This window comes from Streptomyces sp. NRRL S-244 (genome assembly GCF_000717915.1).
In the GTDB taxonomy this organism is placed as follows: domain Bacteria; phylum Actinomycetota; class Actinomycetes; order Streptomycetales; family Streptomycetaceae; genus Streptomyces.
The window spans coordinates 149,112-163,624 of record NZ_JOCX01000010.1 but is presented as its reverse complement, the minus strand read 5'-3'; the positions used below and the strand labels follow the sequence as shown (position 1 = coordinate 163,624).

Annotated in this window: 18 protein-coding genes and 1 pseudogene; 7 read left to right on the top strand and 12 right to left on the bottom strand. The window is 73.5% G+C overall.

All coding sequences use genetic code 11. The features are described from left to right. The first annotated feature begins 70 nt into the window (after window positions 1-70). Window positions 71-1,471 (top strand): PQQ-binding-like beta-propeller repeat protein, encoded by a 1,401-nt coding sequence (locus tag IF02_RS0114625; RefSeq protein ID WP_030156961.1) that lies wholly within the window; start codon window positions 71-73, stop codon window positions 1,469-1,471. On the opposite strand, the pseudogene IF02_RS36090 reads toward IF02_RS0114625, so the two are convergent. The 3 genes and pseudogenes from IF02_RS36090 to IF02_RS0114615 all read right to left on the bottom strand — a co-directional run. Beyond that, window positions 1,407-1,679, bottom strand: a pseudogene (locus tag IF02_RS36090) (Uma2 family endonuclease); the annotation flags it as partial. The gene IF02_RS0114625 and the pseudogene IF02_RS36090 sit on opposite strands and share 65 nt — an antisense overlap. Window positions 1,680-1,721: 42 nt before the next feature. Beyond that, a complete protein-coding gene (locus IF02_RS0114620; RefSeq protein WP_030156959.1) occupies window positions 1,722-1,976 on the bottom strand; it encodes a DUF397 domain-containing protein in 255 nt (84 codons plus the stop codon). Then, window positions 1,960-2,799, bottom strand: a complete 840-nt coding sequence (locus tag IF02_RS0114615) for a helix-turn-helix domain-containing protein (protein WP_030156957.1) — start codon at window positions 2,797-2,799, stop codon at window positions 1,960-1,962. The genes IF02_RS0114620 and IF02_RS0114615 overlap by 17 nt, the downstream gene beginning before the upstream one ends. Before the next feature lie 115 nt (window positions 2,800-2,914). Between IF02_RS0114615 and IF02_RS0114610 the strand changes: the two genes are divergently transcribed. Both IF02_RS0114610 and IF02_RS0114605 read left to right on the top strand, forming a co-directional pair. Continuing rightward, window positions 2,915-3,133 carry a hypothetical protein gene (locus IF02_RS0114610; protein WP_030156956.1) on the top strand — a complete coding sequence of 73 codons (219 nt, stop codon included), beginning with the start codon at window positions 2,915-2,917 and terminating at the stop codon, window positions 3,131-3,133. Then, a complete protein-coding gene (locus tag IF02_RS0114605; protein WP_234318208.1) occupies window positions 3,130-3,675 on the top strand; it encodes a hypothetical protein in 546 nt (181 codons plus the stop codon). The genes IF02_RS0114610 and IF02_RS0114605 overlap by 4 nt, the downstream gene beginning before the upstream one ends. Here the strand turns inward: IF02_RS0114605 and IF02_RS0114600 are convergent. The 4 genes from IF02_RS0114600 to IF02_RS0114585 all read right to left on the bottom strand — a co-directional run bounded on the left by IF02_RS0114600 (window position 3,665) and on the right by IF02_RS0114585 (window position 5,823). Next, window positions 3,665-4,078 carry a PIN domain-containing protein gene (locus IF02_RS0114600; protein WP_030156952.1) on the bottom strand — a complete coding sequence of 138 codons (414 nt, stop codon included), beginning with the start codon at window positions 4,076-4,078 and terminating at the stop codon, window positions 3,665-3,667. The two genes, IF02_RS0114605 and IF02_RS0114600, sit on opposite strands and share 11 nt — an antisense overlap. Next, window positions 4,075-4,347: a hypothetical protein gene (locus IF02_RS0114595; protein WP_030156950.1), complete on the bottom strand. Its 273-nt coding sequence runs from the start codon at window positions 4,345-4,347 to the stop codon at window positions 4,075-4,077. Before IF02_RS0114595 ends, IF02_RS0114600 begins: the two co-directional genes overlap by 4 nt. Window positions 4,348-4,489: 142 nt before the next feature. Next, window positions 4,490-5,080, bottom strand: a complete 591-nt coding sequence (locus IF02_RS0114590; RefSeq protein WP_030156949.1) for a GNAT family N-acetyltransferase — start codon at window positions 5,078-5,080, stop codon at window positions 4,490-4,492. A gap of 26 nt (window positions 5,081-5,106) precedes the next feature. Further along, window positions 5,107-5,823 (bottom strand): DUF4232 domain-containing protein, encoded by a 717-nt coding sequence (locus IF02_RS0114585; RefSeq protein WP_030156947.1) that lies wholly within the window; start codon window positions 5,821-5,823, stop codon window positions 5,107-5,109. Window positions 5,824-6,037: 214 nt separating this feature from the next. On the opposite strand from IF02_RS0114585, the gene IF02_RS0114580 reads away from it, so the two are divergent. Continuing rightward, the gene (locus IF02_RS0114580; RefSeq protein WP_030156946.1) at window positions 6,038-7,363 is read left to right on the top strand and encodes a helix-turn-helix domain-containing protein; all 1,326 of its coding nucleotides are present in this window, start codon (window positions 6,038-6,040) and stop codon (window positions 7,361-7,363) included. A gap of 38 nt (window positions 7,364-7,401) precedes the next feature. Here the strand turns inward: IF02_RS0114580 and IF02_RS0114575 are convergent, their stop codons facing one another. The 3 genes from IF02_RS0114575 to IF02_RS0114565 all read right to left on the bottom strand — a co-directional run bounded on the left by IF02_RS0114575 (window position 7,402) and on the right by IF02_RS0114565 (window position 10,853). Continuing rightward, window positions 7,402-8,886, bottom strand: a complete 1,485-nt coding sequence (locus IF02_RS0114575; RefSeq protein ID WP_030156944.1) for a PTS transporter subunit EIIC — start codon at window positions 8,884-8,886, stop codon at window positions 7,402-7,404. A 66-nt stretch (window positions 8,887-8,952) separates the two neighbouring features. After that, the gene (gene murQ / locus IF02_RS0114570; RefSeq protein WP_051696223.1) at window positions 8,953-9,921 is read right to left on the bottom strand and encodes an N-acetylmuramic acid 6-phosphate etherase; all 969 of its coding nucleotides are present in this window, start codon (window positions 9,919-9,921) and stop codon (window positions 8,953-8,955) included. After that, window positions 9,918-10,853, bottom strand: coding sequence for a MurR/RpiR family transcriptional regulator (locus IF02_RS0114565; RefSeq protein WP_030156941.1), 936 nt, complete (start codon window positions 10,851-10,853; stop codon window positions 9,918-9,920). Before IF02_RS0114565 ends, murQ begins: the two co-directional genes overlap by 4 nt. A gap of 101 nt (window positions 10,854-10,954) precedes the next feature. Here IF02_RS0114565 and IF02_RS0114560 point away from each other — a divergent pair, with 101 nt between their 5' ends. Both IF02_RS0114560 and IF02_RS0114555 read left to right on the top strand, forming a co-directional pair. Beyond that, window positions 10,955-11,332, top strand: coding sequence for a hypothetical protein (locus tag IF02_RS0114560; protein WP_030156939.1), 378 nt, complete (start codon window positions 10,955-10,957; stop codon window positions 11,330-11,332). 7 nt (window positions 11,333-11,339) lie between these two features. Further along, entirely contained in the window at window positions 11,340-11,609 is a 270-nt protein-coding gene (locus tag IF02_RS0114555) for a DUF4031 domain-containing protein (protein WP_030156937.1), read from the top strand. Between the two features lie 40 nt (window positions 11,610-11,649). Here the strand turns inward: IF02_RS0114555 and IF02_RS0114550 are convergent, their stop codons facing one another. Together IF02_RS0114550 and IF02_RS0114545 are read right to left on the bottom strand one after the other, a co-directional pair. Beyond that, window positions 11,650-12,891, bottom strand: a complete 1,242-nt coding sequence (locus IF02_RS0114550) for a Cmx/CmrA family chloramphenicol efflux MFS transporter (protein ID WP_030156936.1) — start codon at window positions 12,889-12,891, stop codon at window positions 11,650-11,652. Between the two features lie 56 nt (window positions 12,892-12,947). Then, entirely contained in the window at window positions 12,948-13,616 is a 669-nt protein-coding gene (locus IF02_RS0114545) for a hypothetical protein (protein ID WP_030156934.1), read from the bottom strand. Between the two features lie 116 nt (window positions 13,617-13,732). Between IF02_RS0114545 and IF02_RS0114540 the strand changes: the two genes are divergently transcribed. After that, window positions 13,733-14,437 carry a copper homeostasis protein CutC gene (locus tag IF02_RS0114540; RefSeq protein ID WP_030156933.1) on the top strand — a complete coding sequence of 235 codons (705 nt, stop codon included), beginning with the start codon at window positions 13,733-13,735 and terminating at the stop codon, window positions 14,435-14,437. The last annotated feature ends 76 nt before the right edge of the window (window positions 14,438-14,513 follow it).

Below are 14,513 nucleotides of genomic sequence, written 5' to 3'. Positions count from 1 at the left end.
CGCGGCAGCCCGCGCACGGGCCGGCGGCACGGGCGGCCGGATCGCGGCTAGGCTGCGGGCCGGGGGGATCATGGACACGCCACCGCCGCTCGTGAAGCGGCTCCGGGACCACGTACGGCTCGCCGCGGCCTGCGCCTTCAGCGCCGTCGCGGTGCTGTGGGCCGTCCTGTGCATGAAGCTGACCGCCGCGGACATGGCCCCCGCCCTCGTGTGCGGGGACGGGGGCTGTCCGCGCGGGCTCGGCACGCTGGTGCTGTGGGCCGTGGCCGCCGGGCTGGCCGCGGGCGGGCTGTGGTGGTCGGCCGTGAAGGACCGCGGGTACCGCTCCGCCGTCGGCTGGACCATGGCTGTCGCCATCGCGCTCGTCGCGCTGTGGCCCGGCTGGCTCGGCTTCTCGTGGCTGCGCGGCCCGCACATGGACCTCTTCTCGTACCAGGCCCCGGAGGGCGCGGCCGCCGGGAAGCCGCTGGGCTCCTGGGCCGGGGACCCGGCCACGGGGTTCGTGATCCGGGCCCGCGCGGACGGCGTGACCGGCTACAACGGGGAGGGCCGCCACGGCTGGGGCCTGCCAGCCCCGGACGGCGGCGCGGTGTGCGCGATGAGCGCGGACACCCCCTCCGGTACCGGCCTGCTCACCGTGGCCACCGCGGGGAGCGGTTGCGGCAACCGCCTCGTCGCGGTGGACATCACCTCCGGCAAGCAGCGCTGGACCAAGGACATCCCGAAACTCGTGGGCCGGCCGTCCGCGGGCGGCTCCCTGGCCGTGACCGCGACCGCGGACGCCGTGGTCGCGTACGACCTGGTCACCGGTGCCGAGCGGTGGCGCTCCCCGCTGCCTGCGGGCGCCGACGCCATGGAGGTCGCCGCGGGCCCCGACCGGGTCCTGCTCCTGGCCCGGACCGGCGAGGGGGTCGAGCTGTTCGCGCTCGACGCCCGTACGGGTGCCGTCGGCTGGCGGTTCACGGTGCCGGCCGGGTACGAGTCCCCGCGCATCGTGTCGGCCTCCCCGGCCGCCGCCGTCGGTGACGGCCGCCTGCTGGTGTTCGACGAAGCGGGCCGCCCGCGTGCGGAGTCGCAGGCGCCGTACGTCCCGACCACGGGCGAGGCGGACTGGCTGGTCGCGGGTGACGTGCTGTACGCGTCGGTCCCGGAACGGGAGACGCGGGAGGTCCTGGCGGCGTTCTCCCTGAAGGACGGCCGCCACCTGTGGACCCGCGCCTTCGACCAGGACTGGCGGATCCGCTCCCTGGCCGCCGACCGGTACGGCCGGATCGCCGTGGTCACGGAGGGCGGGTACACCCACCTCCGGCACCTCGCCCCGGGCACCGGGAAGCCGACCGGCGAGCCGACGGTCCTTCGGGGCCTCCGGCTGGGCGAGTCGTTCGCCCTCTACGGCAGGACGTTCGTCAACCTCGACGACGGCGGCCGCCTCCCCCCGATCTTCGACGTGGCCCCGACGATCGGCTGGTGAGCCAGGCCGCGAAGCCCTTGAGCGCCTCGGTGTCGAGGCGGTACGTGCCGCCTTCGGGCTCGCTGTAGAGGGTCAGGGTCTGCCGGTCCCGGTCGATGAGGAGGAAGACCGGGATGCCGGCGGCGGCGTATCCGTCCCGCTTCGCATGACGGATACGCCGGTTGGTTTCGGAGTCGCGGGAGGTCACCTCCAGCACCACGAGAACCCCTGCGGGATCAGACCACTCGCCGTCACCGGCGAACGTCGACGGTCAAAGGCTGGTGACGAACGCCGTCCAGGCCGGGCCGTTGAAGGTGAGGTGCGGGCCGTCGGGGACCTTGGAGTCCCGGACGGGGACGAGGCCGGGGTGGCCGTCGGCGACTTCGAGGCAGTTGCCGCCGTCTCCGGCGCTGTGGGTGGACTTGCGCCAGGTGGCCATCTCCAGGCAGTTGCCGCCGTCGCCACCGCTGTAGCTGGACTTGTGCCAAGTGGCTGCCGACAGATCGTACTCAGGCATGCTGATCATGTTCGTAATCCTCCGCCACCGATTCGATCAGAGCCAGGGACTTGCGCGGTGACAGCGCGCTGGCCGTAAGGAGATCGTAGGTCAGGGTATGGCGGGCGACGGTGGCCGGATCGTCGAACAACTGGCCCATCCCGATGCCGTCCACGTAGGCGAGTGGGGGTGCGTCGTCGAAGGACATGAGCTTTAGGGCGCCGTCCAGGCCTGCGTGGAAGCCTGCACTGAACGGCAGTACCTGCACGATGATTCTGCGCGACCGAATCAGGCTCGCGATGTGGCGCAGGGCCTCGGCCAGGACTGCCGGGTTCTCCCCGGCCCGTCGGAGTACTGCCTCATCAAGGACGCACCACAACAGGGGAGTTGTTGGATCACCGAGGAGGGCGGCCCTGGCCAGCCAGTTCATGACCAGCTCGTCGATGGTCTCTTCCGTCGCCGTCGGCTGGTATGCGCGGCAGACCTCGCGTGCGTACGCCTCGGTCTGGAGTAGTCCCGGGATGATCTGAGGCGCGTACTCCCGGATGGCCTTCGCCAGAGCTTCGGCCTCGGCCGCCGCCGCGAAGTGGTCCGGGTACTTGGACTTGGCCGCCGCCCCGCAGTTGCGGACGAAGAAGCCGTCCGTGTTGAGGATCTCGTCAATCTGCCGGGCGAAGTCGATGTGCATGCGTCGCGTGCCTGCTTCGAGCTGGCCGATGAACGAGCCGCTCACGAAGAGGGGTTCGCCGAGCTCGGCCTGGCTGAGGCCGGCGCGTTCGCGGGCCACCCGCAATTCGGCGCCGAGCAGGGCGCGGGGTGAGGAGGAGGGGTCGAGGTTCTTCTTACTTGCCATGGCAACTCTCCTGGCAACACGTGCCGTTGTTGAGGTGTCCGTATGGAAAGGCTAGCGAGCCCACCGCCACTCTGTGTGTCGAAGCTGAACACTCAGAGTAGAAAGGTGACATGTCATGGTGCTCTCTCCACAGGAGCGGATGCAGGCGGCCGAGGAGGCCGTCCGCCAGCTCAAGGAGTCCCTGGCCGGGGTGGGGGTGCTGTTCCCCTCGCTGGACGTGGAGCGGGTCTCGGCCGCCGGTACGTACGGTCTGCCGCTGGTCGACCTGGGCCGCTGCAACCTGGACACCGCGCTCCGGCTGGCCGCCGTGCTCCACGAGCGGGCCAACCCGTGATCGGGGACGCCGCCGCCGAGTGGGGCTTCGAACTCGGCTGGAAGCTGCGGGGACTGGAGCACGCCCTCCTGGGCAGTGGATGGAAGCGCGGGGGCGGCGCGGGGCCTTCCGAGCCGGGCGTACAGCGGTTCACCCTGGTCCACTGGCCGGTGGGGGAGTGTGCGCGGTTCGAGGACGCCCGCTACGAGGGGATCAAGGCGAGGCCGCCGGCGGGCTGCGCGGTCGAGGAGATCGGCGGGCGCTTCGGGCTGCGCTGCGAGCGGCCGGGCGCGCGGCTGCTGGAGGCGGTGGCCGAGCTGTGCGGGGAGGTCCGGACCGGGCACGGGCTGCTCATGACCGACCTCGGGATCGAGAAGCTGTGGGAGTGGTCGGCGGACGGCACGGACGGTTGGGGTGCCGAGATCGTTGGCCAGCTGCTCCTGATGGCCGCCGAGCGGGGCCCGCGCCTCGGCTACGGCGTCGATGACCTGGTCCGCTTCCTGCGGACCGCGGCCGGGTCGTGCCGTGACGGGTCGGGCCCCGCGGGGGTGGTCAGACCTTGACCGTGGCGAGGCGTTTGCCGCAGAGGGCCGTCAGGTCCTCCGGGTCGGAGGTCAGGACGGTGACGGGCCCGGGCGCCGCGAGCGCGGTGGCGGCGAGCATGGCGTCGATGGCGTGCTTGTGCCCGTGCAGTCCGGCTTCGCGGAGCAGGTCGGTGGCACGGTGGGCGATCTCCTCCGTGACGGGTTCGACCACCACGCGGGACAGCGCCCACTTCAGTGCCGGCACGTTGATCTGAGGGTGGATCACTTCGACGAGGGTGGCCGTGCTGGTGATGACGCGCAAGTCGTCGGCGAGGGCGAGGGCGAGCCACCGCGTGATCACGCGGTCCCGCAGTACGGCCTTGGCGAGTCCCTCGCTGTCGAGCACGAGCGTGCCGCCCGGTGTTGCCGCCTGACGGGTCATGAGGCCTTCCTCTCCGGCTCGCTGTCGGCCGTCTGCTCGGCGCGGGCACGCCGCTGGATCTCGCGCGTGGCCTCGATCTCTTCCTCGGTGATGGGCCCGTGCTCCGCCTCGGCGACGGCGATGAGCTCTGCCAGGTTGTCCCGCTCGATCTGGCGGGCCACGGCGGCGGTGACGTAGGCGGACAGGCCCGAGGGGCCGCTGCGGGCGCGAGCGGCCTCGGCGACGTCGCGGGGCATCGAGATCGAGTACTTCTGGGTGGGCTCGCTCATGCCACCCATGCTACTTCCGATGCCACCGCGGTGCCCGGCGTATGGGGTGAGGGAATACATGTGCATAGGCTGCTGGCATATGCGGCGCCATGGGGCGTTCGTCGCGGTGTGTTAGCTCGATGGTGTGATCATGCGGCGAGCTTCAGGCGGGGACCGGGCCGTCCGTGCGCAGGCGGGCGTGGAGGTGTTCGTCGTGCCAGCCGTCCGTGTGGAGGAGGGCGCCGCGCATGGTGCCCTCCAGGGGGAAGCCGGCCTTCTCCGCGACGCGGCAGGAGGCCGGGTTGGCCACGGAGTGGGTGATGCGTATGCGGTGCAGGCCGAGTTCCTCGAAGGCCCAGCTGCCGACCCGGCCCACGGCGGCGACCATGACACCGCTGCCGCGGCCCGCGGGCAGCAGCCAGTACAGGATCTCCCCGCTCCCGCCGGGGAGGTCGAGGTCGGCCAGGCCGATCAGGCCGACGGGCAGGCCGCCGGAGGCGGGGGCGACCGCCCAGATCGCGGCCTTCTCTGCCTCCCAGTTGGCGCGGTAGCGCGCGATGCGCTCCTCGGCACGGGCCTCGGTGAACCGGCCCGTGCGGTTCCAGTGCTGGATGTCGGGGTCCGTGCCGGAGGCGACCAGCGCGGGGGCGTCGTACGGCTCCCAGGGCCGCAGGAGCCACCCGCCCGGGAGGCCGAGCACGGTCCGGGGCAGCGCGCTCATCCGGCCGGCCGGGACGACGGGGGGTATCTCCATGCCCGAGAGTATGCCGGGGCTCCGGCTCAAGAGCCGAGCGCGTCCTCGATGTTCTGCTGCCAGTACGTGACCGTCAGCGAGCTGTCGTAATAGACGCCCTTGGCCGGCAGGGACGGGGTGGCGGAGGCGCCGCCGCTGCTGTTGGGCGTACGGCCCTGGAAGGCGATCGTGAGCTTCTGGCCGGTCGTTCCGCCCTCGCCGCTGCCGTCGGCCGCCGCCAGCATGGCCGCCGCGTGGCCCGACTGGCCGGGCGCGAGGGACACCACGGCCTGGGGGTGGGTCTCCTGCCGCGGGGCCGGGGCCCACTGCATCTCGTCGAAGCGGAGCACCGGGTAGTACGTCAGGTCGCAGGGCTTCGAGCCGGTGTTCTTCACCGAGATCAGCATGTGGTTGAGCGGACGGGCGACCGGCTGGACGGTCACCTCGGTGTTGGAGCCGTTGCACAGGACGCGGTTGCCCGCGGCGGCGGCAGGGTCCGACGAGCCGCCCTTCGCGCCTCCGGAGCCCGTGCCGGAGCCCGTGCCGGTACCGGTCTTCGTGGAGCCCGGGGCGGGGGTGCTCGGGGCATTGCTCGTGCTGCCCGTGGGGGAGGGGGTCTCCGTGGTGGGGCCCGAGGCGGTCGCGGCTCCTCCGTCCTTGAGGCCCGTGCCGTTCTGGCAGGCGGTGAGGGCGAGCGCGGCGAGGGCGACGGCGGCGGCACTCGTGAGGCGTCGGGTCGTACGGGTCGTGCGGAACGCGGTCATGGCTGATTCCCTCTCATGTGGCCCGGCAGGAGCGGCGGTTGGTCGGGACCGGCGCCGGGAGCCGTGTGCTTGGATGACCTCAGCCTGTGCGGTGATCCGTCCCAGCCGCGACACCCGAGGGTCAGTCAGGGACGCTGGGATGCTGAAATGGGCTCTGAGCTGCTGAAACATCCTGTTGCTGGGATGCGGGACGGGACACGGGGTGGGAGGAACAGTGTCGGAAGACACTGCTGATGCCGGGTTCGCCCGGCTGCTGCGAGAGTTGAAGGACCGGTCCGGGCTCAGCTACGGAACGCTCGCCAAGCGTCTCCACATGAGTACGTCGACCCTGCACCGGTACTGCATCGGCGACGTCGTCCCCGCGGACTACGCACCGGTCGAACGGCTCGCCCGGCTCTGCAAGGCATCGCCCGAGGAACTCGTCGAACTGCACCGGGCCTGGGTGCTGGCGGACGCCAACCGCCCGCGCAAGGGCGGTGAGCCGGGCGCCAGGACATCGAGTGCCGAGTCGCCCGTGGAGACGCTTCCGGCGGACCCGGCGGACCCGGCGGACCCGGCGGACCCGGCCGAGCCGGCGGCTCCGGCGGCCCCGGACGGCCCTTCCGATCCGCCCGCGCCGAAGGGACGCCGCCGGATCCGCGCGGCCGTCCTCGCGGGGATCGCCGTGGCCGTCGTGGCCGGGGCGGTCGCGCTCACCGCGTACCTGCCGACACGAGAGGACGACGTCCGGGAGCGCCCCGTCGGTGCCGCGTCCCTCGCGGACGGCGCCGGGCAGCGTACGGGCGGCGGGATGACGGCGGCGCCCGAGGCGGCACGCTCGCAAGCCTCGCCCTCGGACTCCGTGCCGGCTGCCGGCACCGCGCCCACCGCGCCCACCGCCCCCGCCGCGAGCCCGTCTCCCGCCGGCCGCGGCGACGACACCGCGTCCGGTACGCCGGTGAAGGTGACCACCCAGCCCTACACCTGGGAAGCACCGTGCGGCCAGCACTACCTGATCGAGAAGCCTCCGGCCCAGGTGGCCCCGCCACCCCTGGAACGGGACGCGCCCGCGTGGGTGGGGGCGGTCGGAGCCGTGTCCGCGGGCGAGCAGTACGTCACGCTGACCCTCCAGGGCTCCGGCAAGGACACCGTGGTCCTGGACAGCCTGACCGTCCGTACGGCGGGCAAGCGTGCGCCGCTCGCCTGGAACGACTACGCCATGGGCTACCCGGGCGTCGGCTGCGGCGCCGGCGTGCCGACGCGCTCCTTCACCGTCACCCTCGACGCCGTGCGCCCGGCCGTCGTACCCGAGGCGGGGCAGCCGAACTTCCCGTTCAAGGTGAGCGAGTCCGAACCGGAGGTGTTCTACGTCAAGGCCGACGCCTCCGCGTACGACGTGAGCTGGTACCTGGAGCTCGCCTGGTCCAGCGGGTCCCGCCACGGCACCGTCACGATCGACAACAACGGAAAACCCTTCCGCACCAGCGGTCACAACGGGCGGCCCGGCTACGAGTTCCCCCTCGGCGGCGACGGCTGGGTCAAGGCGGGAACGACTTCCTGACGGGCCGGACCGGACCGCCACGTCGGGCGGCGGCGCCGTCAGGTCATCGCCGGTTCCTTGTCGGGGTCCGCGGTCGGGGCGGCGTTCGCCGCGGGCTGCGGGCCGGTGTTGAGGTCCGTCAGCATCTGGCGCGTGAACCCGAAGAAGTACGTGGCGGCGAAGCCGGCCAGGTAGCCGACCAGCAGGCCGCCCGCGTAGATCGCGAGGTTCGGGCCCAGCCCCGACGGGCCGTCCAGCAGCGGGAACAGGGCCCAGCCCGACGGGCCGATGGCCGTGGCGCCGAACGCGACCCCGAGCTGGTTGAAGAGCCCGACGAACGCGCCGCCCGCCGCGCCGCCCACGCAGGCGGTGACGAAGGGGCGCCCGAGCGGGAGCGAGACCCCGTAGATCAGCGGCTCGCCGACGCCCAGGAAGCCCGCCGGGAGCGCGGACTTGATGGTCGTCCGCAGCGACCGGTTGTGCGGGAGGCGGCAGTAGACCGCGAGCGCCGCGCCGACCTGGCCCGCGCCCGCCATGGCGAGGATCGGCAGGAGGGCGGTGTGGCCGGTCTGCTCGATGAGGGTGGTGTGGATCGGGATCAGGGCCTGGTGCAGGCCGAGCATCACGAGCGGCAGGAACAGCCCGCCGAGGACCAGCCCGGCGAAGGCGCCGCCGCCCGCGAGCATCCAGGTGGCGAAGGAGCCGATGGCGGTGGCGACCTCACCGGCCAGGAACATCAGGCCGAAGATCGTGACCAGCCCGGAAACCAGGACGGTGAGGGTGGGGGTGACCAGTGCGTCCAGCGTCTCCGGGACCCACCTGCGGCACAGCCGCTCCACGTGCACGGCGAGGAACGCGGCCGCCAGGGCCCCGAGGACCCCGCCCTGGCCGGGGGAGAGGTGCTGGCCGAAGGCGTCGATCTTCGCCACGCCCGGGAAGACGATGATGGCGGCGACGGCCCCGCCCAGGATCGGCGTACCGCCGAACTCCTTGGACGTGTTGTAGCCGACGAACACCGCGATCAGCGACATGAACCCGGACGCGATCGCGGCGAGCGCCGGGACGACGGCCGGCAGCCAACCCGTGTTGAGCAGCACGCCGTTCAGGCCCGCGATGATGCCGCAGCCGATGAGCGCCGGGATCAGCGGGACGAAGACGTTCGCGATCCGGCGCAGGAACAGCTTGACCGGGGTGCTGTTGCGGGCCTTCTGCTCCTGCTTCAACGCGGCCCCCCGGTCGGCGAGTTCCTCGGCGGTGACCGGGGCCCCGGTGGTGCGGCGGGAGCGGCCCTCCTCGACCAGCGCCTCGAACTCCGGGGTCACCCGGGCGACGGCCCCCGGCCCGAGCACGATCTGGTACGTGTCGTCCTCGACGACGCCCAGCACCGCGGGCAGCGCCCGCAGCCCCTCGTCGTCGACCAGCGAGCGGTCGTGCAGAGCGATGCGCAGCCGGGTCATGCAGTGCGCGATCGAGCCGATGTTGTCCGGGCCGCCGACCAGGGGGAGGATCGCGGCTGCGGTGGCGCGGTTCTTGTCAGTGGACATGTGGTGATCGCCTTGCGTCGGGGAAACGGGGCAGTCAGCAGGTCAGCAGGTCAGCAGGTCAGCGGCTTAGCCGGCGGGCGTACGGGCCAGGGCCAGGGCCTCGCGGAGGTGGCCGCGCGCGGTCGTGAGCAGTCCGGCCGCCGCCGGGCCGTCCACGCCGCCGAGCAGGACGAGGACGGCCTGTTTGACCTCGCCGCCGGTGGCGTCGAGCGCGGCTTCGATCTCCTCGTCCGGCGCGCCGGTGGCCAGTGCCACGATGCGGCGGGAGCGGGCGCGCAGCTTCTCGTTGGAGGCGCGCAGGTCGACCATCAGGTTCCCGTACGTCTTGCCGAGCCGGATCATGGTGATGGTCGAGACGAGGTTCAGTACGAGCTTCTGCGCGGTGCCGGCCTTCAGGCGGGTGGACCCCGTCAGCAGCTCGGGCCCGGTGACCACCTCGATGCCGTGCTCGGCGGCCGCGGCGAGCGCCGAGCCGGCGTTGCAGGACAGGCCGACGGTGAGCGCGCCGCGCGTACGGGCGTACTCGACGGCGCCGATCGCGTACGGGGTGCGGCCGGAGGCGGAGACGCCGATGACCGTGTCGTCCGGTCCGATGTCCAGCGCGGCCAGGTCCTCGGCGGCCAGCTCCTTCGAGTCCTCGGCGCCTTCGACCGACCGGACCATGGCGCCGGGCCCGCCCGCGATCAGGCCCACGACCTGCGCCGGGTCGGTGTTGAAGGTGGGCGGGCACTCGCTGGCGTCCAGTACGCCCATCCGCCCGGCCGTGCCGGCGCCCGCGTACACGAGCCGCCCGCCACGGGCCATCCGTACGGCGATGGCGTCGATCGCGGCGGCGATCTGCGGCAGCTGCGCGGCGACGGCGGCCGGGACGGTGGCGTCACCGGCGTTCATGGTGCGGGCGATGTCGAGGGTGGACTGCCGGTCGATCTCGGCCAGTTCGGGGCGGAAGGCCTCGGTGGTCAGGGTGTCGAGCTGGGCGCGGAGTGCGGCGTGCGAGCCGTTGGCGTGCGAGCCGTTGGTGTACGAGCCGGTCATGGGCGGGGGCTCCTGGCGGATCGGCGGGGGGCGAGTGCCTCGTACGAGGCGGCGAGCGCGGGCGCGGCGGTCTCGTACGTCTGCTGCGCGACGGCGACGAACAGGCAGTCGACGACGAGGAGTTGGCTGGTCCGGCTGGACATGGCAGCCGGGCGCAGCCGGGTCTCGCGGGCGGCGGAGGTGGCCAGTACGAGGTCGGCGTAGTGGGAGACGGGGGCGTTCGGGCGGCCGGTGAGGGCGATGGTGGTGGCGCCGCGCTCGAAGGCCGTACGGAGGGGGTCGATCACGTCGCCGGTGGCGCCGGAGTGGGTGATCGCGACGGCGGCGTCGCCGGGGCGCAGCTGGACGGCGCCGGTGACGGCCAGGTGGGGGTCGCCGTGGGCGTGGGCGACGAGGCCGATGCGCAGCAGCTTCTGGGCCAGGTCCTGGCCGACGAGGGCGGAGGCGCCGACTCCGTAGATGTCGATCCGGCGGGCGGTCGCGAGCGCGGTGACGGCGGCGGCGAGCGCGCCGAGGTCGAGTCCGGCGGCGGTGTCGGCGAGGGTCTGGGCTTCTTCGTGGGCCAGTTTGGCGACGACGTCGGCGATGGGGTCGTCGACGGTTATGCCGGCGGTGACGGCGGGGGCCGCGCCGGACTCCTGCTGCGCGGCGAGCGCGGCGAGGGCGAGCCGCAGGTCGCGGTAGCCGGGGTAGCCGAGGAGGCGGGCGGTGCGGACGACGGTGGCCTCGCTGGTGCCGGTGCGCGCGGCGAGCGCGCTGACGGTGAGGCGGGAGCAGCCGGCGGGGTCGGCGGCGACGGTTTCGGCGACGGCCCGGACGGAGCGGGTCATGGAGGGGCCGAGGCTGCGGACGCGGGCCCGCAGCGGGACGGCGGAGGCGGTGGCGCCGCCCTCCACGTCATCGCTGAAAGTTACTTTCGGGTCGTCGCTCATTCTTGAAATCTATTTTCGGCGGGGGTGACGGTCAAGGCACCATTCGGTACCGGTGGGGAAGGACCTTCACCACTTGGCCCATACGGGGCCACAATGGGCCCATGGACCACGCGACCCCACTGGAGCAGGCGCTGCACGTCGCCCGTGCCCTTGTTCTCGCCGATCTCGCCGCGGGCGAGGTGGCCGACGCCGATGTCGTCTCCCTCGTCGAGGACTCGGTCACGCACCGTCGGTGGTGGGTGGAGCAGTGGCCGGAGGGGGTCGACTACCTTCCCGGACTCGTCGCCCAGGACGTACAGGACGCGCTGCTGGAGAAGTACGGGCGCTGGCCGCTGTGCCCGGTCTGCTCGCACGGCGATCCGCACGCGCTGGACGTGGAGCCGGAGTTGGGACCCGATCCGCACTGGGTGTGCGCCAAGGCAGGGGTGAAGGTCGCCGCCGTCGGCGCCCTCGGCCCCGTGTTCGGCGCCGGCCGGTGAGCCGCCGGTGACGCTCTACATCGACCCGCCGACCTGGCCGGGCCACGGCCGCATGTGGTCGCACCTGGTCAGCGACGTCTCGTACGAGGAACTGCACGCCTTCGCGGCGTCGATCGGCTGCCCGGCGAAGGCGTTCGAGCGGGACCACTACGACGTGCCGTCGCACCGCTACGCGGACGCGGTGGGCGCGGGCGCGGTGGAGATCGGCAGCAAGGAGCTCGTACGCCGCCTGACGGCCGCGGGCCTGCGACGGCCGAAGGGCCGCCCGGCGGCGTAGCGGCGGGGCGTCGTGCTCCCGGTCGGCCCGGTCAGCCCGGTCAGCAGGTGGCGGGCTGTGCGGTGGCCGCGGCCGATGCCTCCGGGGCCGAGGCCTCCGGGGTCGACGACGCGATCACCCGGGTCGGGGGCTGCGGCGTACGGGTGTGGAGGCGCAGCGCGATCGCGCCCAGGGCGATGGCCGTCACCGTCATCGCGGCGCCCGCCCAGGCGGTGGCGGCGAAGCCGCGGCCGGCGTCGATCACCGTGCCGCCGAGCCACGGGCCGCCGGTGTTGCCCAGGTTGAACGCCGCCGTGGTGGTGGCTCCGGCCAGGGTCGGGGCGGCGCCCGCCACGTTGAACATGCGGGCGTTGAGCGCCGGCGCCGTGAAGAACGCCGAGACGCCCATCAGGAACGACAGCCCGACGGCCGCCACCGCCGACGACGCGAACAGGGCCAGCGCGACGAGGAAGACCGTCGACGCGGTGATCCCCCACAGCATCACGCCGAACAGGTGCGCGTCGGCGATCCGCCCTCCGACCGTCGTGCCGACGAGCGCGCCGACCCCGAAGAGGGCGAGGATCCACGGCACCCAGCCGGCGTCCAGCCCGGCGACCTCCGTCAACAGCGGCGACAGGTAGCTGAAGGCGCAGAACACCCCGCCCGCGGCCAGCGCCGTCACGCCGATCGACAGCCACACCTGGCGGTCGCGGTAGATGTGCAGCTCCCGCGCCAGGGTGGGCCGTACGGCGGGCCGCGGGATCTCCGGGATCAGCGCCAGGATGCCGACGAGGGCGACCGCCGAGGCCGCGCCGACCGACCAGAACGCGGACCGCCAGCCCAGGTGCTCCCCGAGGAAGGCGCCGGCGGGGACGCCGAGGACGTTGGCGATGGACAGGCCGCCGATCATGACGGCCATGGCGCGGGCCCGCTGGTCCTTGTCCACCATCGCGATGGCGACGGCCGCGCCGACCGCCCAGAACCCGGCGCAGGCGAGCGCGGAGACGATGCGGGAGGCGAAGAGGAGCTCGTACGAGGGGGCCAGCGCGCCCGCGATCTGCCCGAGGCCGAAGAGGCTGATGAGGGCGATGAGGGTGGTGCGGCGCGGGAGCCGCAGGGTGGCCACCGCCAGCAGCGGCGCCCCGACGACCATGCCGATCGCGAAGGCCGATATGAGCAGACCGGCCTGCGGGATGGTGACGTCCATGTCCTCGGCGATGGGCGGCAGCAGCCCCGAGAGCATGAACTCGCTGGTCCCGAGCGCGAAGACGGACAGGCCGAGGACGTAGACGGCGACGGGCATGCGGGAGCGTGCTGCGGCTGAGGGCATGTTCTGCACGAACCGCCGCGAAGCGGATCTCATTCCCCGGCAGCCAGAACAGCGAGCTCGGCGGCCAGGTTGCGGCGCGCCGGGGCCTCCCAGTGCGCGGTGCCGTACGGGGTGCGGAAGAGGCGGGGCAGCCCGAGCAGCTGGCGCAGTACCGCGGCCCGGCCGGTGCGGAAGGCGTCCTCGGGCACGAAGCCGTACTCGGCGCGGACGGCGGCGACGTACGCCGCGTACGCGTCGGGCGCGCCCGCGAGCACGGCCAGGTCGGCGTCGCAGAGCACCTCGCCGTTGGTGTCGCCGGGGGCGGGGTCGTGGGTGACGGTGAGCCGGACCAGGCGGGCCACCTCGGCGGTGCGGTCGGCGTCGATGCCGAGCTCGGGCAGGGCGCGCTCGGCGAGGGCGGCGCTGCGCTCCTCGTTCTCGGAGCGGTCGGGGCGGTAGACGGCGTCGTGGAACCAGGCGGCGAGCTCCACGGCGGCGGGGTCGGCGGCGTGCGCGGCCAGTACGTCGATCCGCGCGAGTACGTCGGCCAGGTGCGCGGTGGTGTGGTAGCGGCGCTGGGGCTCCGCCCAGGCGGCGAGGAGCCGGTCGGCGTAGGGGGCGGGGTCGCGATCCGCGGCGGCGCCCGCGGCGGCGGTGCTCGCGTGCCAGCGGGCGCGGAGCGGGGCGGTGTCGGTCGCGGTCTCGGGCGCGGTGTCCATGCGCACATTGTGCGTGTGGCGTGATTGTGCTGGTGGAGGGTGGGGGAGGCCCGTACTCTGGATATTGGACTAGACCTATTTTCCATACCAGCAGCTTTCCGGAGGAGTGGGGCCCAATGAGCAACCGTGCAGTCCTGGAGGTGATCGCCCTCGACGCGGAGGACGCGGTCGCGGCCCAGGCCGGTGGGGCGGACCGCCTCGAACTGGTCACCGACATGGCCGCCGACGGGCTCACCCCGCCGCGCGAGACCTTCGCGGCGATCAGGGCGGCGGTCGACGTCCCGCTGCGCGTGATGCTCCGAACCACCGACGGATTCGCGGCGGGCTCGGCCGCGGACGTGGAACTGCTGGCCGCGCGGGCGCGGGCGCTGCGGGCGGAGGGGGCGGACGAGTTCGTCCTCGGGTTCCTGACCCCGGACGGCAGCCCGGACCTGGCCGCGATCGAGGCGGTCGTCGCGGAGCTGGGCGGCTGCAAGTGGACCTTCCACCGGGCCATCGACCGGGCCGCGGACCGGGACCAGCTGCGCAAGGCGCTCGCGGAACTGCCGGAGTCCGCCGGGCCGGACACGTACCTGACGGCGGGGTCGGCGGCCGGGGTGGACGCCGGGCTGCCGGTGCTGCTGGCCGAGGCGGCGCGGCGGGGCGAGCCGGGGTACACCGCGCAGATCCTGGTGGGCGGCGGGCTGGCGCTGTCCCACCTGCCGGAGCTGCGCGCGGCGGGGATCGACGCCTTCCACATCGGCGGCGCGGCCCGCCCCGACGGCTGGTCGGCCCCGGTCTCCGCGGCGGCGGTGGCCGACTGGCGCGCGGCCCTGTCCTGACGGGTCGGCCGCCCTGTCCTGACGGCTCGCGCCCCGAACGCCGACGGGTTCGCCCCGCCGGCGTTCGGGGCGCGGG

What these genes read in the sequence shown, in the direction of transcription:
- IF02_RS0114625 (WP_030156961.1), top strand. Translation starts at nt 71, where the DNA reads ATGGACACGCCACCGCCGCTCGTGAAGCGGCTCCGGGACCACGTACGG.
- IF02_RS0114620 (WP_030156959.1), bottom strand. Translation starts at nt 1,976, where the DNA reads ATGATCAGCATGCCTGAGTACGATCTGTCGGCAGCCACTTGGCACAAG.
- IF02_RS0114615 (WP_030156957.1), bottom strand. Translation starts at nt 2,799, where the DNA reads ATGGCAAGTAAGAAGAACCTCGACCCCTCCTCCTCACCCCGCGCCCTG.
- IF02_RS0114610 (WP_030156956.1), top strand. Translation starts at nt 2,915, where the DNA reads ATGGTGCTCTCTCCACAGGAGCGGATGCAGGCGGCCGAGGAGGCCGTC.
- IF02_RS0114600 (WP_030156952.1), bottom strand. Translation starts at nt 4,078, where the DNA reads ATGACCCGTCAGGCGGCAACACCGGGCGGCACGCTCGTGCTCGACAGC.
- IF02_RS0114595 (WP_030156950.1), bottom strand. Translation starts at nt 4,347, where the DNA reads ATGAGCGAGCCCACCCAGAAGTACTCGATCTCGATGCCCCGCGACGTC.
- IF02_RS0114590 (WP_030156949.1), bottom strand. Translation starts at nt 5,080, where the DNA reads ATGGAGATACCCCCCGTCGTCCCGGCCGGCCGGATGAGCGCGCTGCCC.
- IF02_RS0114585 (WP_030156947.1), bottom strand. Translation starts at nt 5,823, where the DNA reads ATGACCGCGTTCCGCACGACCCGTACGACCCGACGCCTCACGAGTGCC.
- IF02_RS0114575 (WP_030156944.1), bottom strand. Translation starts at nt 8,886, where the DNA reads ATGTCCACTGACAAGAACCGCGCCACCGCAGCCGCGATCCTCCCCCTG.
- murQ (WP_051696223.1), bottom strand. Translation starts at nt 9,921, where the DNA reads ATGACCGGCTCGTACACCAACGGCTCGCACGCCAACGGCTCGCACGCC.
- IF02_RS0114565 (WP_030156941.1), bottom strand. Translation starts at nt 10,853, where the DNA reads ATGAGCGACGACCCGAAAGTAACTTTCAGCGATGACGTGGAGGGCGGC.
- IF02_RS0114560 (WP_030156939.1), top strand. Translation starts at nt 10,955, where the DNA reads ATGGACCACGCGACCCCACTGGAGCAGGCGCTGCACGTCGCCCGTGCC.
- IF02_RS0114550 (WP_030156936.1), bottom strand. Translation starts at nt 12,891, where the DNA reads ATGCCCGTCGCCGTCTACGTCCTCGGCCTGTCCGTCTTCGCGCTCGGG.
- IF02_RS0114545 (WP_030156934.1), bottom strand. Translation starts at nt 13,616, where the DNA reads ATGGACACCGCGCCCGAGACCGCGACCGACACCGCCCCGCTCCGCGCC.
- IF02_RS0114540 (WP_030156933.1), top strand. Translation starts at nt 13,733, where the DNA reads ATGAGCAACCGTGCAGTCCTGGAGGTGATCGCCCTCGACGCGGAGGAC.